Origin of the sequence: Pseudomonas sp. GL-R-26 (genome assembly GCF_019947365.1) — a bacterium.
Classification (GTDB): Bacteria; Pseudomonadota; Gammaproteobacteria; order Pseudomonadales; family Pseudomonadaceae; genus Aquipseudomonas.
On the sequence record NZ_JAGYGI010000023.1, the window covers coordinates 1 to 17,472 of the forward strand.

The 17,472-nt window shown below is 59.3% G+C and carries 12 protein-coding genes and 1 pseudogene; 7 read left to right on the forward strand and 6 right to left on the reverse strand.

Features of this window, described 5'->3' with window-relative positions:
* Positions 1-104: 104 nt before the first annotated feature.
* On the reverse strand, positions 105-1,994 hold the full coding sequence (locus KGA96_RS21615; protein WP_223465457.1) for a methyl-accepting chemotaxis protein: 1,890 nt from the start codon (positions 1,992-1,994) through the stop codon (positions 105-107).
* A 188-nt stretch (positions 1,995-2,182) separates the two neighbouring features.
* On the opposite strand from KGA96_RS21615, the gene KGA96_RS21620 reads away from it, so the two are divergent.
* On the forward strand, positions 2,183-3,661 hold the full coding sequence (locus KGA96_RS21620) for a helicase HerA-like domain-containing protein (RefSeq protein ID WP_223465458.1): 1,479 nt from the start codon (positions 2,183-2,185) through the stop codon (positions 3,659-3,661).
* Between the two features lie 116 nt (positions 3,662-3,777).
* Here KGA96_RS21620 and KGA96_RS21625 read toward each other — a convergent pair whose 3' ends face one another.
* Complete coding sequence (locus tag KGA96_RS21625; RefSeq protein WP_223465459.1) at positions 3,778-4,236, reverse strand: DUF721 domain-containing protein; 459 nt, start codon at positions 4,234-4,236, stop codon at positions 3,778-3,780.
* Positions 4,237-4,543: 307 nt separating this feature from the next.
* Here KGA96_RS21625 and secA point away from each other — a divergent pair, with 307 nt between their 5' ends.
* The 4 genes and pseudogenes from secA (at position 4,544) to KGA96_RS21645 (ending at position 10,356) form a co-directional block, all read left to right on the forward strand.
* On the forward strand, positions 4,544-7,279 hold the full coding sequence (secA, locus tag KGA96_RS21630; protein WP_046042194.1) for a preprotein translocase subunit SecA: 2,736 nt from the start codon (positions 4,544-4,546) through the stop codon (positions 7,277-7,279).
* Positions 7,280-7,399: 120 nt separating this feature from the next.
* Positions 7,400-8,617 (forward strand): bifunctional glutamate N-acetyltransferase/amino-acid acetyltransferase ArgJ, encoded by a 1,218-nt coding sequence (argJ, locus tag KGA96_RS21635; RefSeq protein ID WP_046042195.1) that lies wholly within the window; start codon positions 7,400-7,402, stop codon positions 8,615-8,617.
* Positions 8,618-8,778: 161 nt separating this feature from the next.
* Positions 8,779-9,412: pseudogene (locus KGA96_RS21640) on the forward strand (glutathione S-transferase family protein).
* Positions 9,409-10,356 (forward strand): Nudix family hydrolase, encoded by a 948-nt coding sequence (locus KGA96_RS21645; protein ID WP_223465460.1) that lies wholly within the window; start codon positions 9,409-9,411, stop codon positions 10,354-10,356. Before KGA96_RS21640 ends, KGA96_RS21645 begins: the two are co-directional and overlap by 4 nt.
* A 106-nt stretch (positions 10,357-10,462) precedes the next feature.
* On the opposite strand, the gene KGA96_RS21650 is transcribed toward KGA96_RS21645, so the two are convergent.
* Genes KGA96_RS21650 through KGA96_RS21660 form a run of 3 tightly spaced genes read right to left on the reverse strand, consistent with a single transcriptional unit; the run spans position 10,463 to position 14,046 of the window.
* A complete protein-coding gene (locus KGA96_RS21650) occupies positions 10,463-11,044 on the reverse strand; it encodes a cob(I)yrinic acid a,c-diamide adenosyltransferase (RefSeq protein WP_223465461.1) in 582 nt (193 codons plus the stop codon).
* A gap of 2 nt (positions 11,045-11,046) precedes the next feature.
* Positions 11,047-13,083, reverse strand: coding sequence for a sensor histidine kinase (locus tag KGA96_RS21655; RefSeq protein ID WP_046042201.1), 2,037 nt, complete (start codon positions 13,081-13,083; stop codon positions 11,047-11,049).
* Positions 13,084-13,128: 45 nt separating this feature from the next.
* On the reverse strand, positions 13,129-14,046 hold the full coding sequence (locus KGA96_RS21660) for a putative 2-dehydropantoate 2-reductase (protein WP_223514915.1): 918 nt from the start codon (positions 14,044-14,046) through the stop codon (positions 13,129-13,131).
* A gap of 135 nt (positions 14,047-14,181) precedes the next feature.
* Here KGA96_RS21660 and KGA96_RS21665 point away from each other — a divergent pair, with 135 nt between their 5' ends.
* Positions 14,182-14,667: a YajQ family cyclic di-GMP-binding protein gene (locus KGA96_RS21665; RefSeq protein WP_007990750.1), complete on the forward strand. Its 486-nt coding sequence runs from the start codon at positions 14,182-14,184 to the stop codon at positions 14,665-14,667.
* A 136-nt stretch (positions 14,668-14,803) separates the two neighbouring features.
* Entirely contained in the window at positions 14,804-15,646 is an 843-nt protein-coding gene (locus KGA96_RS21670) for a mechanosensitive ion channel family protein (RefSeq protein ID WP_046042203.1), read from the forward strand.
* 141 nt (positions 15,647-15,787) lie between these two features.
* Here the strand turns inward: KGA96_RS21670 and KGA96_RS21675 are convergent, their stop codons facing one another.
* On the reverse strand, positions 15,788-17,116 hold the full coding sequence (locus tag KGA96_RS21675) for an OprD family porin (protein ID WP_223465463.1): 1,329 nt from the start codon (positions 17,114-17,116) through the stop codon (positions 15,788-15,790).
* Positions 17,117-17,472 lie beyond the last annotated feature (356 nt).

The following is a 17,472-nucleotide window of genomic DNA, read 5'->3' on the forward strand; positions in this document are numbered from 1 at the left end:
GGTTTAGTGTTTGGCAGGCCGCTATCGCGAGCAGGCTCGCTCCCACAAAGTCAGCGTTTAACCCTGTGGGGGCGAGCCTGCTCGCGATGGGGTCAGTTCAGGCGCTAGATACGGAAACTGCCTACCAACTGCTTCAACCGCGCCGCCTGCTGCTCAAGGTCCGAACACGCGCGCAACGTCGATTGCAGGTTTTCCACACCTTCCTGGTTCAGTGTGTTGATCTCGGTGATGTCGACGTTGATCGACTCCACTACGGCGGTCTGTTCTTCGGTCGCAGTAGCCACTGACTGGTTCATGCCGTCGATTTCACCGATACGCAGCGTCACACTGTTCAGGCGCTCGCCCGCGAGGTTGGCGATTTCCACGCTGTCCTGGCTGTGGCGCTGACTGTCGCTCATGGTGCTGACCGATTCCCGGGCGCCGACTTGCAGCTCCTCGATCATGGTTTGTACCTGTTGCGCCGATTCCTGAGTGCGGTGTGCCAGGTTGCGCACCTCGTCCGCCACCACTGCAAAACCGCGACCGGCTTCACCGGCGCGGGCGGCTTCAATAGCGGCGTTGAGTGCCAGCAAATTGGTTTGTTGGGAAATGCTGGTGATCACTTCGAGAATCTGCCCGATGTTCACCGTTTTGCTGTTCAGCGATTCGATGTTGGAGCTCGATGCGCTAAGCATGCTCGACAGTTGATTCATCGCCGCGATGCTGCGGTCCACCACTTGCTGGCCGTCTTCGGCCAGGTTGCGGGCATCGCTGGCCTGGTTCGACGCCTGAGCGGCATTACGGGCAATTTCCTGGGCAGCGGCGCCGAGCTGGTTGATTGCGGCGGCCACACTGCTGGTGCGCGAGGCTTGCTGGTCGGAGTTGAACATCGACGAGTTGGAAGCGGCCACTACGCGCAATGCCACTTCGTTGACTTGCCCGGTGGCCGAGGACACCTCGCGGATCGAGCCGTGAATGCGCTCGACGAAACGGTTGAACGCGGTGCCGAGGGTGCCGAATTCGTCATTGTTCTGGATGGTCAGACGCTTGGTCAGGTCGCCTTCGCCGTCGGCGATGTCGGCCATGGCACGGGTCATGACGTGCAACGGCTGGATCAGGATGCGAATCAGCATGCCGAGCAGGGCGATGATGATGGCCACGGCAATGATGGTCGCAACGACAGCCGAGGTGCGGAATTCGCTGAGCATCGAATAGGCTTTTTCCTTGTCGACCGACAGACCGATGTACCAGTTGACCGACGACAAGCCTTTGATCGGGGTGAAGGTCACGATGCGGGTTTTGCCGTCGACCTGGATTTCGCTCATTGCACTGCTGATGGCCGGCGTGTCTTGCGGGTAGACATCCTTGAGCGTCTTCATCGCCAGCGCTTTGTCGGGATGCACCAGGATCTTACCGTCGGAGCTGACCAGGAAGGCATAACCGATGCCGTTGAAATCCAGTGTGCCAAGGCTGTCGGCGATCACCTGCAAACTCAGGTCGCCACCGACCACGCCGATGTTCTGGCCGTCCTTGAAAACGCTGTCGACAATGGAAATCACCAGTTGGCCGGAGGCCAGATCGATATAAGGCTCAGTTAATGCCGAACCGCTGCTGCCTTGCGCGCTCTTGTACCAAGGGCGTGCACGCGGGTCATAGCCATCGGGCATCTTGCTGTCCGGGCGAATGATGAAAGAGCCATCCTTGCTGCCGAGGTAGGCGCCCATGAAGGTCGAGGTCACGGCTTTTTGTACAAGCAGGCTGGAAACGTTGTCGGCATCGGGGTTGAGCGCGACAGTTTGTGACAGGTTTTCAATCAACAGGCTGCGCCCGTTCAACCAGGTCTGGATATTGTTAGCGGTAACTCCGCCCATTTCCTGCAGATAATTTTCCAGGTCTTTGCGGATGGCGTTGCGCTGCAAGTAGTCGTTGTAGAGCGTGAAGGAGGCGAAGGCGGCAATCACAATGAGGGCGGCGGCAAGCAGGATTTTATGGCTGAAACGCAGATTTTTGTTCATGGCTTGAGGTTCCGCTAAGGTCTTAATGTCCAGCGCGTGCTTTTATAAAGGGGCGCGCAACGGGCAAGGTTGAAAGCAAGTGAATTTTCCGACTCTCCTTAGGGAAATTTCCGACCAGATCGTGTCTGACTGCTTTGTCGTTATCTCTATCGGCCGTGTAGGACCAAAGATTAATCATGGGTGACCAAATGCCTGACTCATTGCAACTCGTTATCGGTGCCGATCTCGAAGGGCAGCCGATTGCCCAGGCCATGCGCCTGGCGAACCGCCACGGATTGATCGCGGGCGCGACCGGCACCGGCAAGACCGTGACTTTGCAACGAATGGCCGAAGCCTTCAGCGATGCCGGCGTGGCGGTGTTCGCCGCCGACATCAAGGGTGACCTGTGCGGCCTTGGCGCCGCGGGCAACCCCCAGGGCAAGATCGCCGAACGGATTGCCGGGATGCCCTGGCTCAACCACAAGCCTCAGGCTTATCCGGTGACGTTGTGGGACGTACACGGTCAGTCCGGTCATCCTTTACGCACAACCTTGAGTGAAATGGGGCCGCTGCTGCTGGGCAGTCTGCTGGAGCTGACCGACAGTCAGCAGTCGGCGCTGTACGCCGCGTTCAAGGTGGCGGACCGCGAGGGCCTGTTGTTGCTCGATCTCAAGGACCTGAAGGCGCTGCTCAATCACCTGCGGGACAACCCCCAGTTGCTGGGCGACGATGCGGCATTGATGACTACCGGCTCCAGCCAGGCGCTACTGCGACGACTGGCGACCCTGGAGCAACAGGGCGCCGAAGCCCTGTTCGGCGAGCCGGCGCTGCAACTCGAAGACATTCTCCAACCCACTGCGGACGGCCGTGGGCGCATTCATTTGCTGGATGCCAGCCGTCTGGTTCATGAAGCGCCGAAAGTCTACGCGACGTTCCTGCTGTGGCTGCTGGCCGAGCTGTTCGAGCAGTTGCCGGAGCGTGGCGATGCCGACAAACCGTTGCTGGCGTTGTTCTTCGACGAGGCTCACCTGTTGTTCAACGGCACGCCCCAGGCATTGCGTGATCGTCTGGAACAGGTGGTGAGGCTGATTCGTTCGAAAGGCGTGGGCGTGTATTTCGTCACCCAGTCGCCGGGTGACCTGCCGGATGATGTGCTGGCGCAGTTGGGCTTGCGCATCCAGCACGGTCTGCGTGCGTTCACGGCCAAGGAGCAGAAGTCCCTGCGCGCGGTGGCCGAAGGTTTCCGGCCGAATCCTGCGTTCGATGCGTTGTCGGTGTTGACCGAGCTCGGAATCGGTGAGGCGCTGGTCGGCACCCTGCAGGAAAAAGGCACGCCGGAAATAGTCCAGCGGGTGCTGGTCGCACCGCCGCAATCGCGAATCGGGCCTTTGACCGACGCTGAGCGCACGGCGCTGATTGCCGGTTCGCCGTTGAAAGGGCGTTATGACAAGCCGATTGACCGTGAATCGGCCTATGAGGTGCTGATGGGACGCAAGGGGCTGGCACCTGAGCCCGAAGCGGAGCAGGGCAAGCAGGAACCGAGTTTCACCGAGCAGGCCGGAGAGTTTCTTGGAACCGCGGCGGGTCAGGCCTTGAAATCAGCGATGCGACAGGCGGCGAATCAGCTTGGGCGACAGTTGGTGCGCGGCTTGATGGGCTCGTTGCTAGGCAGCAAAAAAAGCCGGTAGCGAGTGGACACAATTTAACTGTGGGAGCGAGCCTGCTCGCGAATCGGTGTGTCAGGCAACATCATTGTTGAATGTTATGCCGCCTTCGCGAGCAGGCTCGCTCCCACAGGGGGCGCCTATGAGGATTTGGTTTTGGCGTGCGCCGCCAACCGCTCCAGCGCTGCCCGCAAATTCGGGTCGCTGATGCCATCGGCCGTGGCCTGAATGGTCGCTGCCGCATCGTTGGACAAATCCATGGTATGCCCGGCCGCACCTTGCTGAACGGTCGGCGGTTGAACTTTGAACAGGATCCGGGTCAGATTGGCGAACTCATCGAACATCTGCAGTTGCCGTAGCAGGCGCTTCTGCTGGTAACGCAGGCGGGTTGCCCAATGACCGTCGGTGACAATCAGCAACAAACTGCCTTCGCGCCAGGAAGCCACGTGGCAATGCTCGCGAGCGGCGGGTTGCAATTGGCTTTCGAGCAAACGTTGCAGGTGACCCAGGCGTTGAGCGTGGCCAAGAATGGCCTTCAGCGGCTTGGCTTCGCGTAGTAGAACGGCAGGTACTTTGGCCGTAAGTGGGCGAAATGCCATGATCAGACACCTGAAGTAACAGAGGCGCCATGGTAGCAGAAAGCGCCGAATGCACCCGCCCATTGCTTTTGTGGGTGCTTTACCCATTAAATCAACAACTAACTTCTGTCTTGAACGACTTGAAGTTGAGCAAAACGCCCTTATTTTAAGTGAGCCCCGTCAAAGCGCTGTGCCAGCATCGTGGAATATCGCCACTTTCCTCTCCATCGTTTCCGGGTAGAATGCTCGTTCGCATGCGGCCATGAGGGCTGCACGGGCGACTCACGGGGCCGCCCTCCATCCCTTTAGTGTGGAAGATCCTGCCGATATGTTTGCGCCTTTGTTAAAGAAACTTTTTGGAAGCAAGAACGAGCGTGAAGTCAAACGCATGCTCAAGACGGTGCAACTCGTCAATGCCTTCGAAGAGCAAATGGTGGCCCTTTCGGACGATCAATTGCGTGCCAAGACAAGCGAGTTCAAGGCCCGCATCGCCAAAGGGGAATCCCTCGACAAACTGCTGCCAGAAGCCTTTGCGGTCGCCCGCGAAGCCGGCAAGCGTGTCATGGGTATGCGCCACTTCGATGTCCAGCTGATCGGCGGCATGACCTTGCATGAAGGCATGATCGCGGAAATGCGTACCGGTGAAGGCAAGACCCTGGTGGCAACACTGGGCGTTTACCTCAACGCGCTGTCCGGCAACGGTGTGCACGTTGTGACGGTGAACGACTACCTGGCCCGCCGCGACGCCAACTGGATGCGCCCGCTGTATGAATTCCTCGGCATGACTGTCGGCGTTGTCACGCCTTTCCAGCCGCCGGAAGAGAAGCGCGCTGCCTACGCCGCCGACATCACCTACGGCACCAACAACGAATTCGGTTTCGATTACCTGCGCGACAACATGGCGTTCAGCATGGAAGAAAAATTCCAGCGCGAACTCAATTTTGCCGTGATCGACGAAGTCGACTCGATCCTCATCGACGAAGCCCGTACGCCGCTGATCATCTCCGGTCAGGCCGAAGACAGCTCCAAGCTGTACATCGAGGTCAACAAGCTGATCCCGACGCTTGAGTTGCACATCGAAGAAGTGGAAGGCGAAGTCACCAAGGCCGGCCACTACACCGTTGACGAGAAGACCCGCCAGGTCGAACTCAACGAAGCCGGTCACCAGTTCGTCGAAGAAACGCTGACCCGCATCGGCCTGCTGGCTGAAGGCGAGAGCCTGTACTCGGCGCATAACCTGAGCCTGCTGACTCACGTTTACGCCGGCCTGCGTGCGCACAAACTGTTCCACCGCAATATCGAGTACATCGTGCAGGACGGTCAGGTCGTACTGGTCGACGAGCACACCGGTCGTACCATGCCGGGCCGCCGTTTGTCCGAAGGCCTGCACCAGGCCATCGAAGCCAAGGAAAACCTGAACATCCAGGCCGAAAGCCAGACGCTGGCGTCGACCACCTTCCAGAACTACTTCCGTCTGTACAACAAACTGTCCGGCATGACCGGTACGGCTGACACCGAAGCGTTCGAGTTCCACCAGATCTATGGCCTGCAGGTCATGGTGATTCCACCGAACAAGCCGCTGGCTCGTAAAGACTACAACGACCTGGTGTTCCTGACCGCCGACGAGAAATACGCGGCAATCGTGGCCGACATCAAGGAAAGCATGGCTGCAGGCCGTCCGGTTCTGGTCGGTACCGCCACCATCGAAACCTCCGAGCACATGTCCAGCCTGCTCGTGAAGGAAGGCATCGAACACAAGGTCCTGAACGCCAAGTTCCACGAAAAGGAAGCCGAGATCATTGCCCAGGCCGGTCGCCCGGGCGCACTGACCATCGCCACCAACATGGCCGGTCGTGGTACCGACATCCTGTTGGGCGGTAACTGGGAAGTGGAAGTGGCTTCCCTGGAAAACCCGACCCCTGAGCAGATTGCCCAGATCAAGGCCGACTGGCAGAAACGTCACCAGCAAGTGCTCGAATCGGGCGGTTTGCAGGTGATTGCCTCCGAGCGTCACGAATCGCGCCGTATCGACAACCAGCTGCGTGGTCGTGCCGGTCGTCAGGGCGACGCCGGTTCCAGCCGTTTCTACCTGTCGCTGGAAGACAGCCTGATGCGCATCTTCGCCTCTGATCGGGTGAAGAACTTCATGAAGGCCCTGGGCATGCAGCCTGGCGAAGCGATCGAGCACCGCATGGTGACCAACGCCATCGAAAAGGCCCAGCGCAAGGTTGAAGGCCGCAACTTCGACATTCGTAAACAACTGCTCGAGTTCGACGACGTCAACAACGAACAGCGTAAAGTGATCTATCACATGCGTAACACGTTGCTGGCCGCCGACAACATCGGTGAGACCATCGCCGACTTCCGTCAGGACGTGCTCAACGCCACCGTCAGCGCGCACATTCCTCCGCAATCGCTGCCTGAGCAGTGGGACGTGGCCGGTCTGGAAGCTGCACTGCAGAGCGATTTCGGCGTAGCGCTACCGATCCAGCAGTGGCTCGACGAAGACGATCACCTGTACGAAGAAACCCTGCGCGAAAAACTGATGCAGGAACTCATCGCCGCTTACAACGAGAAAGAAGACCAGGCGGGCGCCGAAGCGCTGCGCACCTTCGAGAAGCAAATCGTTCTGCGCGTGCTGGACGACCTGTGGAAAGACCACTTGTCGACCATGGACCACCTGCGTCACGGTATCCACTTGCGTGGTTATGCCCAGAAGAACCCGAAGCAGGAATACAAGCGCGAGTCGTTCACCCTGTTCTCCGAGTTGCTGGATTCGATCAAGCGCGACTCGATCCGTGTGCTGTCCCACGTTCAGGTTCGCCGCGAAGACCCGATCGAAGAAGAGCAGCGTCTGCGTCAGGAAGCCGAGGCACTGGCCGCTCGCATGCAGTTCCTGCATGAAGAAGCCCCAGGTCTGGAGCAGCCGGAAGTGTTGGGCGAAGAGGTCGATGTTGCCCTCGCTGCCGCGCCGGTTCGCAACGAGCAGAAGCTGGGTCGCAACGAGCTGTGCTATTGCGGTTCGGGCAAGAAGTTCAAGCATTGCCACGGGCAGATCCAGTAAAACCCGTTTCAAACGCTGAAATACCCGCGCCGCGACCGGCTTCTGCCGTCGCGGCGTTTTACCATTCGAACCACCGTTCTGCTGAAACGGTGCTGACATCATCTATAAAGGAGCGCATTCATGGCTGTTGGTCTTGGTCCTTTGCCAACGTTGCACCCGGTTGCCGGTTTTGAACTCGGTATCGCCTCGGCCGGTATCAAGCGCCCGGGGCGCAAGGATGTTGTGGTCATGCGCTGTGTTGAAGGCTCCACGGTTGCCGGCGTGTTCACTCTGAACGCCTTTTGCGCTGCACCGGTGATCCTGGCCAAGCAACGCGTGCAAGGCCCTGTGCGTTACCTGCTGACCAACACCGGCAATGCCAATGCCGGCACCGGCGAACCGGGGCTGGCCGCCGCCGAGCGCACCTGCGCCAAGCTGGCGGAACTGACCGGTGTCGATGCCAGCCAAGTGCTGCCGTATTCCACCGGTGTGATCGGCGAGCCGCTACCGGTCGAGAAAATCGAAGGCGCGCTGCAAGCGGCCCTCGACGACCTGTCGATCCACAACTGGGAAGCTGCCGCCACCGGCATCATGACCACCGACACCCTGCCAAAAGGTGCCAGCCGTCAGTTCCAGCACGATGGTGTGACCATCACCGTTACCGGTATCAGCAAAGGCGCCGGCATGATCCGCCCGAACATGGCGACCATGCTCGGCTACATCGCCACCGATGCCAAAGTCTCCCGCGACGTGCTGCAAAACCTGATGCTGGACGGCGCCAACAAGTCGTTCAACCGCATCACCATCGACGGCGACACCTCGACCAACGACTGCTGCATGCTGATCGCCACCGGTCAGGCGGCACTGCCGGAAATCACCCGTGCCGAAGGCGAACTGTTCGCCAAGCTCAAGCAAGCGGTGTTCGAAGTGTGCATGGACGTGGCCCAGGCCATCGTTCGTGACGGTGAAGGCGCGACCAAATTCGTCACCGTTGAAGTCAACGGCGGCGGCAATCACCAGGAATGCCTGGACGTCGGTTACACCGTGGCCCACTCGCCGCTGATCAAGACCGCGCTGTTCGCTTCCGACCCGAACTGGGGCCGTATTCTGGCGGCCGTAGGCCGTGCCGGTGTGCCGAACCTGGACGTGAGCAAGATCGACGTGTTCCTCGGCGACGTGTGCATTGCCAGCCGTGGCGCGCGCGCGGCGACCTACACCGAAGCCCAGGGCTCGGCGGTGATGCAGCAGGAAGAAATCACCATCCGTATCGAGTTGGGTCGTGGCGATTGCAGCGAAACCATCTGGACTACCGACCTGTCCCACGAATACGTGAAGATCAACGCCGAGTACCGTACGTAAGATCGAGTCGATCCCATCGCGAGCAGGCTCGCTCCCACAGGTTCAGTGGCGTACACGAATGTTGTGTCCAGCGCGGTCACTGTGGGAGCGAGCTTGCTCGCGATGGCGGTTTGCCGGTCAGCCACTAGACTGGCTTGTCCCTAAATCTAAAGGTCCCGAACATGAGCCTGCACCTGATCATCGGCGACAAACTGCATTCCTCCTGGTCCTTGCGCGGGGCCTTGGCCCTCGATCTGGCTGGCGTTTCCTACACCGAAGAACTGATCAAGCTGAACCAGCCGGACACCCGTGAGCGTCTGCTCAAGCATTCGCCGACCGGCAAGGTCCCGCTGCTGAAAACCGAACACGGCACCATCGCCGACTCCCTGGCGATTGCCGAATACCTGGCCGAACAGTTTCCCGAAGCTAACCTGTGGCCCAAAGACACTGCCGCTCGTGCCCAGGCGCGTTCGGCGTGCGCGCAGATGCACAGTGGCTTTTTCGCCATGCGCGGCAACATGCCGTTCGACCTGAGCCATGACGCAGCGCTGTCGCCGGTCCCGGCCGATGTCCAGGCGGACATCGAGCGCATGTCAGCGTTGTGGGCCGAGTGTCGTGCCACTGCAACCGGAGAGCGGTCCGTACTTGTTTGGCCGCCTCACGTTGGCCGACGCGTTCTTTGCACCCATCGCCGTGCGCTTGCGCACCTATCGGGTGAAACTGTCCGCGGCTGACGAAGCCTATGTTGAAACCATCTACCAATGGCCAGCCTTCAAGGCCTGGCAGAAGGCCGGACTGGAGGAGTTGCAAAGGTGAAACGAGTCCATGTCGCCGCCGCCGTCATCCGCGATGGCAGTGGCCAAATCCTGATCGCCCGTCGTGCGGATTCACAGCACCAGGGCGGTCTGTGGGAGTTTCCCGGTGGCAAGGTCGAGGCCGATGAGTCGGTCGAAACCGCACTGGCCCGTGAACTTCATGAGGAGCTGGGTATCGTGGTCGGCGCGGCGCGCCCGCTAATCAAGGTCCGGCACGATTATCCGGACAAGCAGGTGTTGCTGGATGTCTGGGAGGTCTCGGATTTTACCGGCGAGCCCCACGGTGCCGAAGGCCAGCCGCTGGCCTGGGTGTCGCCCCGCGACCTGTCGGGTTACGAGTTTCCGGCGGCCAATCAGCCGATCGTCGCGGCCGCGAAATTACCCGCTCAGTACCTGATTACCCCGGAAGACCTGGAAACACCGGCGTTGCTGCGCGGCATCCAGAAGGCCGTTGCTGGCGGCATCAAGCTGATCCAGCTGCGCGCACCGAACGGTTACGATCCGAAGTATCGCGACCTGGCAGTGGATGCTGTGGGCTTGTGTGCCGGCAAGGCGCAATTGATGATCAAGGGGCCGTTCGAATGGCTGGGCGACTTCCCGTCCGCCGGTTGGCACATTACCTCGGCGCAACTGCGCAAGTACGCAGCGGCGGGCCGACCGCTACCGGCATCGCGCTGGCTGGCGGCTTCGTGCCATAACGCTGAGGAACTGGCGCTGGCCGAACAGATGGGGGTGGATTTCGTGACCCTGTCGCCGGTGCAGCCGACCCTGACTCACCCAGGCGCCGAGCCGTTGGGTTGGGAGCAGGCGTCGAGCTTGATCGAAGGGTTCAGCAAGCCGGTGTTCCTGCTCGGTGGGGTTGGTCCGGCGGAGGTCGAGAAAGCCTGGGCGGCGGGTGCGCAGGGTGTGGCGGGGATTCGGGCGTTTTGGCCTGATTCCCAGTGATGCAAATGGCCTCATCGCGAGCAGGCTCGCTCCCACAGCGGATTTGTGACGCTCACAAAGCCTGTGGGAGCGAGCCTGCTCGCGATGAGGGCCTGACGGGCGCCGACTAAACCTCAGGTTTCGCCGCAGGCTGCCAAAGAATCTCCGGCACCCCCTGACGCTTGGCAATCAGCCGCGCCACCACAAACAGCAAGTCCGACAACCGATTGATGTACGCCAGGCCAACCCCGGCCAACGGCTCAATCGCATTGAGTTGCTGACAGCGCCGCTCTGCGCTGCGTGCCAGACTGCGGCAGACATGAGCCTGAGCAATCAGCATTGAGCCACCGGGCAAGATGAAGTTTTCCAGCGGCCCCAACTCTTCATTCCACACATCGATCGCCGCTTCCAGTCGTTCGATTTCCGCTGCATTCAACGCCTGATACACCGGCATCGCCAGTTCGCCACCCAGATCAAATAACCGATGCTGGCAGGGAGCCAATACCTCGATCACTTCGTTCAAGCCTGGGAACTGGACAGTTTCCGCCGTCAACCCGGCCAGAAGCACCCCAACCTGGCTGTTCAGCGTATCGACCTCACCGATTGCTTCAATGCGCGGGTGATCTTTCGGTACGCGACGACCATCGCCCAGCCCGGTCTCGCCTTTGTCGCCAGTGCGGGTGTAAATCTTCGACAAACGAAAGCCCATGGTTACCTCGATAGCAGATTGAGTTGTTGCGAGACGGGCGGCGTGCTCGCCAGGGGCAGGCGCAAGGTGAAGCAGGTGCCTTGGCCCAGGGTCGATTGCACTTCCATCTGCCCTTTGTGGTTATTGGTGATGATGAAGTACGACACCGACAGCCCAAGTCCGGTGCCCTGGCCGATTTCCTTGGTCGTGAAAAACGGCTCGAAGGTCCGTTTGCGCACGCTTTCGCTCATGCCGACGCCGTTGTCCTCGACCTGAATTTCTGCCCATGGCGGATTCAGTCTGGTGCGCAGAATGATCCGCCCCGGCTCGCTGTCGTCTTCGCGCTGGTGGATGGCTTGCGCGGCGTTTTTCAACAGGTTGAGCAGCACTTGCTCCAGTTCGTTGGCGGTGCCTGGGACCGGTCCCAGGGCTGGATCGAACTGGCGAATGATCGCCTGTCCCTTGAAGTCGAAACCTATTGCCAGGTCGAAATCGTTACCGGCGATCTCCACTGCCTGGTCGATCAGGGCAGGCAAATCGCACGGGGCCATCTGGCGGGTGCTGCGACGACTGAAACTGAGCATGTGGGTGACGATTTTCGCCGCCCGGGCACCGGCCTGCTGGATGCCGTCGAGCAACTGTGGCACTTCGCGCACTTGCAGATATTGATTGACCGTCGCCAGTTCGATGCCGGCCTGTTCGGCCACTTCAAGGTTCTTCGGTAAATCGGGGGACAGGCGTCGGCGAATGTTTTGCACGTTGTGCAGGATCGCACCCAGCGGGTTGTTGATCTCGTGGGCCATGCCGGCGGCAAGACCACCCACCGAAAGCATTTTCTCCGACTGCACCATCATCTCTTCCAGGGACAGGCGCTGGGTGATGTCGTCGATCCGGATCACCACGCCACGCCCGGCACCACCCATTAACGGATAGAAAGTCAGGGCGTAGTGGCGGGGGTCGTCGTCCTTGAGCCAGGTGACACGTTCGATCTTGGCCACCGTATGCTGCTCGACCGTTTCCTTGAGTTGCGGCAGGAACGGCTTGAGCGGTTCGAAAGCGAGGAAGATAGGCTGGTTCAGGGCTTCATCGAGGCGCGTGCCGGACAGGGCAGTGGCTTCCTGGTTCCATTGCGTCACGTAGAGTTGTTCGTCGAGGGCGATCAGCGCCGACGGCATGGAGTCGATGATGCTGTTGAGGTAGTTCTGGAAACCGGTGAGCTTTTTCTCGATCTTGCTGCGCACCTGGACTTCGAGCTCCAGTTTGCGGTTGGTATGGCGGGTTTCTTCCGCCAGACCCTGAGCCTGGTCGTAGGCTGCCTGGGAGTCGTCCCTGGCCCGCTTGAGTTGCTGCTCCCTGGCCTCGATCCGCGAAAGCATGGTGTTGAACGCCTCGGCGAGGCTGCCGATTTCATCGTGGTTTCCGCGCGAAGCACGCAGTGCGTAGTTTTCTTCACGGGTTACCTGCCGGGACAATTCTTCGAGTTGGTGGATCGGCCGGGTAATCAGGCGCTTGATCTGGCGGGCAATGATCAGCCACAGCAGCACGCTGAAAATCAGGATGCCCAGACTGGCCGTCAGGGTCCCGGTGTAGAACGCCACTGGCAGTTCGCTCGTGGCCACCAACAGCAGGTGCCCTGGTGCCGCATCGGTGCGGGGCAGGGGGATGACTTGGTTGGTACGAAACTCGGTGGCCTGCCAGTCTTCGATATGCCGGAAACGCTTCGGCAGTTCCAGGTTGTCGCCATGCTGCAATTGCGCCAATCGCTCACCCTTTGCGTCATACAGGGCTGCCGCGCGCAAAGGCGAATAGCTGTTGAGTTCATTCAGCAGGCGTTCGGCGCTTTGCGGTGACTCCAGGGCTTCGGAGGCCAGGCTCGGGTTGGATACCAGCCGGCCGATGGTCTGCAGGGCCTGGGGCGCCATGCTTTCCTGGGAGATGTAGTAGGCGGCGCTGATAAAGGTCAGGTTGGCAACCAGCAGGACGGTGACCATCAGTACCAGCAGGGCGGCCAGCAGTTTCTGGCCGACGGGCAGGTTTTCAAGACGCTGGCGCAATGGCATCGGATTCATCGCAGACAAGGAACAAGTGGCCAGCGTAGCCGCTGCTCAGTCGCTGGGCAATCCAAGGCTTTGCAGGCGTGCGATCAACCTTGCCTCAAGCTGATTGAGGTGAGGCAGATTCAGTTGATGGCGCCCGGCTACTTTGCAGACGTAACCGAGCAGGTAGCTGATTTCCGTGCGGCGCTGGCCTGTGACGTCCTGATGCATCGAGGAGTAGTTGGCTGCGGTGGCGTGGATCACCCGTTCGACTTCCTGCTGCAGGTTTTCGGCCGCTGCCGGCTGGCCACAACGCTCGAGCAACTCCACCAGTTCACCGCACAGGGTGGCGACTTCGCAGTGATGTTGCTGCAAACCGCCGTTGCGGCAATCGTGCAGCACCGTCAGCGGATTGATCGCACAGTTGAGGGCGAGTTTGCGCCACAGCCTGGTCAGGATTTCGGTGCTCCACTCGTGGGGGATGCCGGCAGCGCTCAAGTCATCGAGCCAGATCGGCGCCACCGGATGGCTCGCATCCCCCAGCCAGGTGAAGCCGTGCCCGGCAAACACCGCGCGCCAATCGCCGTCGCGGAAGGCACCCTCGGTGCTCGAGGCATAGATGCAGCGTGCCTGAGGAACCTGTGCGGCCACCGCGTCCTGACTGCCCAGGCCATTTTGCAGCAGGATCAGTTCGGCGCCTGGGGCCAGGCGTGGCGCCAATTGAGCCACTGCACTTTCGGTGTCGTAGGCTTTACATGCCACCAGAAGGCGGTGGATCGGTTGGGGACTGTCGGCTGTCTCGGCGGGCACGGCATAGCGTTGCGCCTCGCCGTGTTCCACCAATGTCAAACCACCGGCCGTCTCATAGGCCTGCAGTCTCGCGGTGTCCCGCAGGATCAGCCTGACCGGCACTCCAGCCCGTGCCAGACGTGTCGCCCATAAAGTGCCGAGGCTGCCGGCGCCCAGTACATGCCAGGTGGTGGACATCAGCTTTTTACTCTGTTTAAGGCGTGCATCGGCAGCTCGCAGTGAATGATGGGAAAGACCCGTTATAATCAGCGCGGATTTTAACCGCAAGCCAGGCGTGCTCCATCAGTGCGCCTTTAAATTTGGAGAGATTACATGCCGTCGTTCGACGTGGTATCCGAACTGGACAAACACGAAGTCACCAACGCGGTCGAGAACGCCGTCAAGGAACTCGATCGTCGTTATGACCTGAAAGGCAAAGGCAGCTTCGAGTTCAAGGAAAAAGACCTGACCGTCAACCTGACCGCCGAAGCGGATTTCCAGCTCGAAGCGATGATTGAGATCCTCAAGCTGGCGCTGGTCAAGCGCAAAATCGACGTGCAGTGCCTTGAAGTCAAGGACGCGTTCGCGTCAGGCAAGCTGATGAAGCAGGACGCCGTCCTCAAGGAGGGCATCGACAAGGAGCTGGCGAAGAAAATCGTCGCCCATGTCAAAGACGCCAAGCTCAAGGTCCAGGCGGCCATTCAGGGCGAGCAGGTGCGCATCACCGGCAAAAAGCGTGATGACCTGCAAGAAGCCATTGCAGTGCTGCGGGCCAAGGAATTCGGTATGCCGCTGCAGTTCAACAACTTCCGCGACTGAGTCTGAAAGCGGGAACCTCTTGGCGTTTGCGACGTCGCAGATCCAAGCACGGCAGAAACGATTGAGCCCGTCGCGGTTCGATCTTTCTGCCGCTTTTTTTACGCATGCCGGGTAGCCGGAAAACAGGAGAGAGTAGATGGACTTAAATGCCGAGGTAGACAATCTGGTCAAGGTATCCCAAACCTGGATCCCGATGATCATGGAATACGGCAGCCGTGTATTGCTGGCGATCATCACCCTGGCCATCGGCTGGTGGCTGATCAACAAGGTCACGAAAAAACTCGGCGGCCTGATTGCATTGCGTAATGCCGACCTGGCGCTGCAAGGCTTTATCAGCAGCCTGGCGAACATCATCCTCAAGATCCTGCTGATCGTCAGCGTGGCCTCGATGATCGGTGTGGAAACCACTTCGTTTGTGGCCGCGATCGGTGCGGCGGGTCTGGCCATTGGCCTGGCCTTGCAGGGCAGCCTTGCGAACTTCGCCGGTGGCGTGCTGATTTTGCTGTTCCGTCCGTTTCGCATCGGTGACTGGATCGAGGCTCAGGGTATCGCCGGTACTGTCGACAGCATCCAGATTTTTCATACCGTACTGCGTACTGGTGACAACAAGACCATCATCGTGCCTAACGGCAATTTGTCGAACGGCATCATCACCAACACCAATCGTCAGCCGACCCGTAAAGTCGTGTTTGATGTAGGCGTTGATTACGAAGCGGACCTGCAGAAAGCCCGTGAAGTTTTACTGGAATTGGCCAAGGACCCGCGAGTATTGGCAGATCCGGCACCACAGGCGGTTGTTTCTACCCTGGGTGACAGTTCGATCACACTTTCGCTTCGTGTCTGGGTAAAGACTGCCGATTACTGGGACGTGATGTTCATGTTCAACGAACTGTCCCGTGATCGTCTGAGAGAGGCGGGCATCGATATTCCATTTCCGCAGAGGGTTATTCGTGTGGTTCGGGAGTCGGCGGTGCAGTAATGGGGTGTGCGGTTAGTGCCTGACTTCTTGGTCAGGCATGTACTGCAGAGTCTGTTTGGTTAAATGTTGTACAGCAGACAACGAAAAAGGCCCATCCGAAGATGGGCCTTTTTTTGATTACCGCAAACTAACTTTCTGTGATTACAGAATGTTGAGCGGGTAGTCGGTGATCAGGCGGAACTCAGAGATATCGCCTTCGCCTTCGTCAGCATTGGCGGTGTGCCATGCTTGGCGGATGCGGAAGGACAGATCCTTGGCTGGGCCGGATTGAACGACGTACTTGGCTTCCACGTTGGTTTCGTGGTGTTTGCCGTCTGCACCGTACAGACCGGTGTAGGTGCTGTTCGATGGAGTGTTGGTACCGTCGATGTTCCAACCATTCACGTAGCGGACCATGAAGCTCAGGCCAGGTACGCCGTACTCGGCCATTTTCAGGTCGTAACGGGCTTGTACCGACTTCTCGCCCGGGGCGTTGAAGTCAGAGTACTGAATGGAGTTGGCGAGGAAAATCGAGTCGCCACCACGGTTGTTGTCACCCACACCGATGTAGTCGAACGGGGTATCGCCGTTGACCTTCTGGAAGGCCAGGGTCAGGGTGTGCGCTTTCAGGAACGAGTAAGCAGCGGCCAGCGAGTAGGCGGTGTTGCCGATGTCGCCTGCTTTAGCGTTACCGGTATCCTTGGTGTTGTAGATGTTACCGTCGAAGTTGATCGAGTTGTCGCCGCCCAGTGCGAGGGTGTAGTTCGCGTTGGCGTAGTACTGGTTCCAGACGTCTTCGAGCTTGGCACCGTAAAGCGATACGCTCAGGTCCGGGGTAATGCCGTACTTGCCACCGAAGTAGTCGATGGAGTTGGCTGTCACGCCAGCGTAAGTAGCGAACAGTTCGCCGTCACGAGCGTTGCGGTCCTGGCTGGTTGCCGAGTAGAAGTGACCGGCTTCGAGGTCGAGGTCTTTGACTTCGCTGCTCTGCAGTTGGATGCCGCTGGCAGTTTGGTGAAGGATGCGGGAGCCGCCAACAGCGAACACCGGAGAAGTGCTTGGCTGCATGTCGCCGATTTTCAGCTCGGTCTTGGAGATGCGGAACTTGGCGGCAGCGCCGGCTTTGCCCTGGCTGTTGTTAACTTCGCCATCAGAGTCCACGGACATGTTGCCGGAACCTGCATATTTGTCGGAACCGTCCAGCTTAATGGCCAGTTGGCCCCAAGCTTCAACGCCAACACCGATCAGACCTTGGGTGTAGCCCGAGCTGTACATGCCCTGAATGCCCTGGGTCCAGTCTTTGTCATCGACTGCGCCGTCTTTCTTGTTACGGTTGTAGTAGTAGTTGCGAACCAGCAAGTCGAGTTTGCTGTCTTCAACGAAACCTTTGGCTTCGGCCTGGTCGCTTACGAAAGGTGCGGCTACTGCCAACTGAGTACTGGCTGCTGCTGCAACTGCCAGTGCGATCATGCTCCACTTCATCACGCGCATCGTGATTTGCTCCTTTGGTTTTAGAAGAGTACTGCCGTCCCACCTGTTTTATTATCTGGGCGGCTCTTTCTTTTTGTGTCGGCGCAAACTTATATCACGCCGACAATGTTGGCGATACTTGCGTATCTAACCTTTCGCCTTCTTTACGACCCTGTCGCAAATAGCGTGGTAGATGTCGCAAATTTCCAGCTCCGACGCAACCGGGCGGACAACTTTAATGCTGTTTTCTGCGCCTTGCCGTCGGTAAAAAGAGTCCTGGTGAAACGTTTGAATCTCCATCGGGCTACCTTGCCACTATTTTTTTGCCTGAGTGTCTCCGCTTCCAGCGGGTGCCACATCGGGCGATGTTGGGTATG

Excerpts from the sequence above, each read along its gene's own strand:
- KGA96_RS21665 (WP_007990750.1), top strand. The coding sequence starts at position 14,182 with ATGCCGTCGTTCGACGTGGTATCCGAACTGGACAAACACGAAGTCACC.
- KGA96_RS21655 (WP_046042201.1), bottom strand. The coding sequence starts at position 13,083 with ATGCCATTGCGCCAGCGTCTTGAAAACCTGCCCGTCGGCCAGAAACTG.
- argJ (WP_046042195.1), top strand. The coding sequence starts at position 7,400 with ATGGCTGTTGGTCTTGGTCCTTTGCCAACGTTGCACCCGGTTGCCGGT.
- KGA96_RS21660 (WP_223514915.1), bottom strand. The coding sequence starts at position 14,046 with ATGTCCACCACCTGGCATGTACTGGGCGCCGGCAGCCTCGGCACTTTA.
- KGA96_RS21615 (WP_223465457.1), bottom strand. The coding sequence starts at position 1,994 with ATGAACAAAAATCTGCGTTTCAGCCATAAAATCCTGCTTGCCGCCGCC.
- KGA96_RS21620 (WP_223465458.1), top strand. The coding sequence starts at position 2,183 with ATGCCTGACTCATTGCAACTCGTTATCGGTGCCGATCTCGAAGGGCAG.
- KGA96_RS21675 (WP_223465463.1), bottom strand. The coding sequence starts at position 17,116 with ATGCGCGTGATGAAGTGGAGCATGATCGCACTGGCAGTTGCAGCAGCA.
- KGA96_RS21650 (WP_223465461.1), bottom strand. The coding sequence starts at position 11,044 with ATGGGCTTTCGTTTGTCGAAGATTTACACCCGCACTGGCGACAAAGGC.
- KGA96_RS21625 (WP_223465459.1), bottom strand. The coding sequence starts at position 4,236 with ATGGCATTTCGCCCACTTACGGCCAAAGTACCTGCCGTTCTACTACGC.
- secA (WP_046042194.1), top strand. The coding sequence starts at position 4,544 with ATGTTTGCGCCTTTGTTAAAGAAACTTTTTGGAAGCAAGAACGAGCGT.
- KGA96_RS21670 (WP_046042203.1), top strand. The coding sequence starts at position 14,804 with ATGGACTTAAATGCCGAGGTAGACAATCTGGTCAAGGTATCCCAAACC.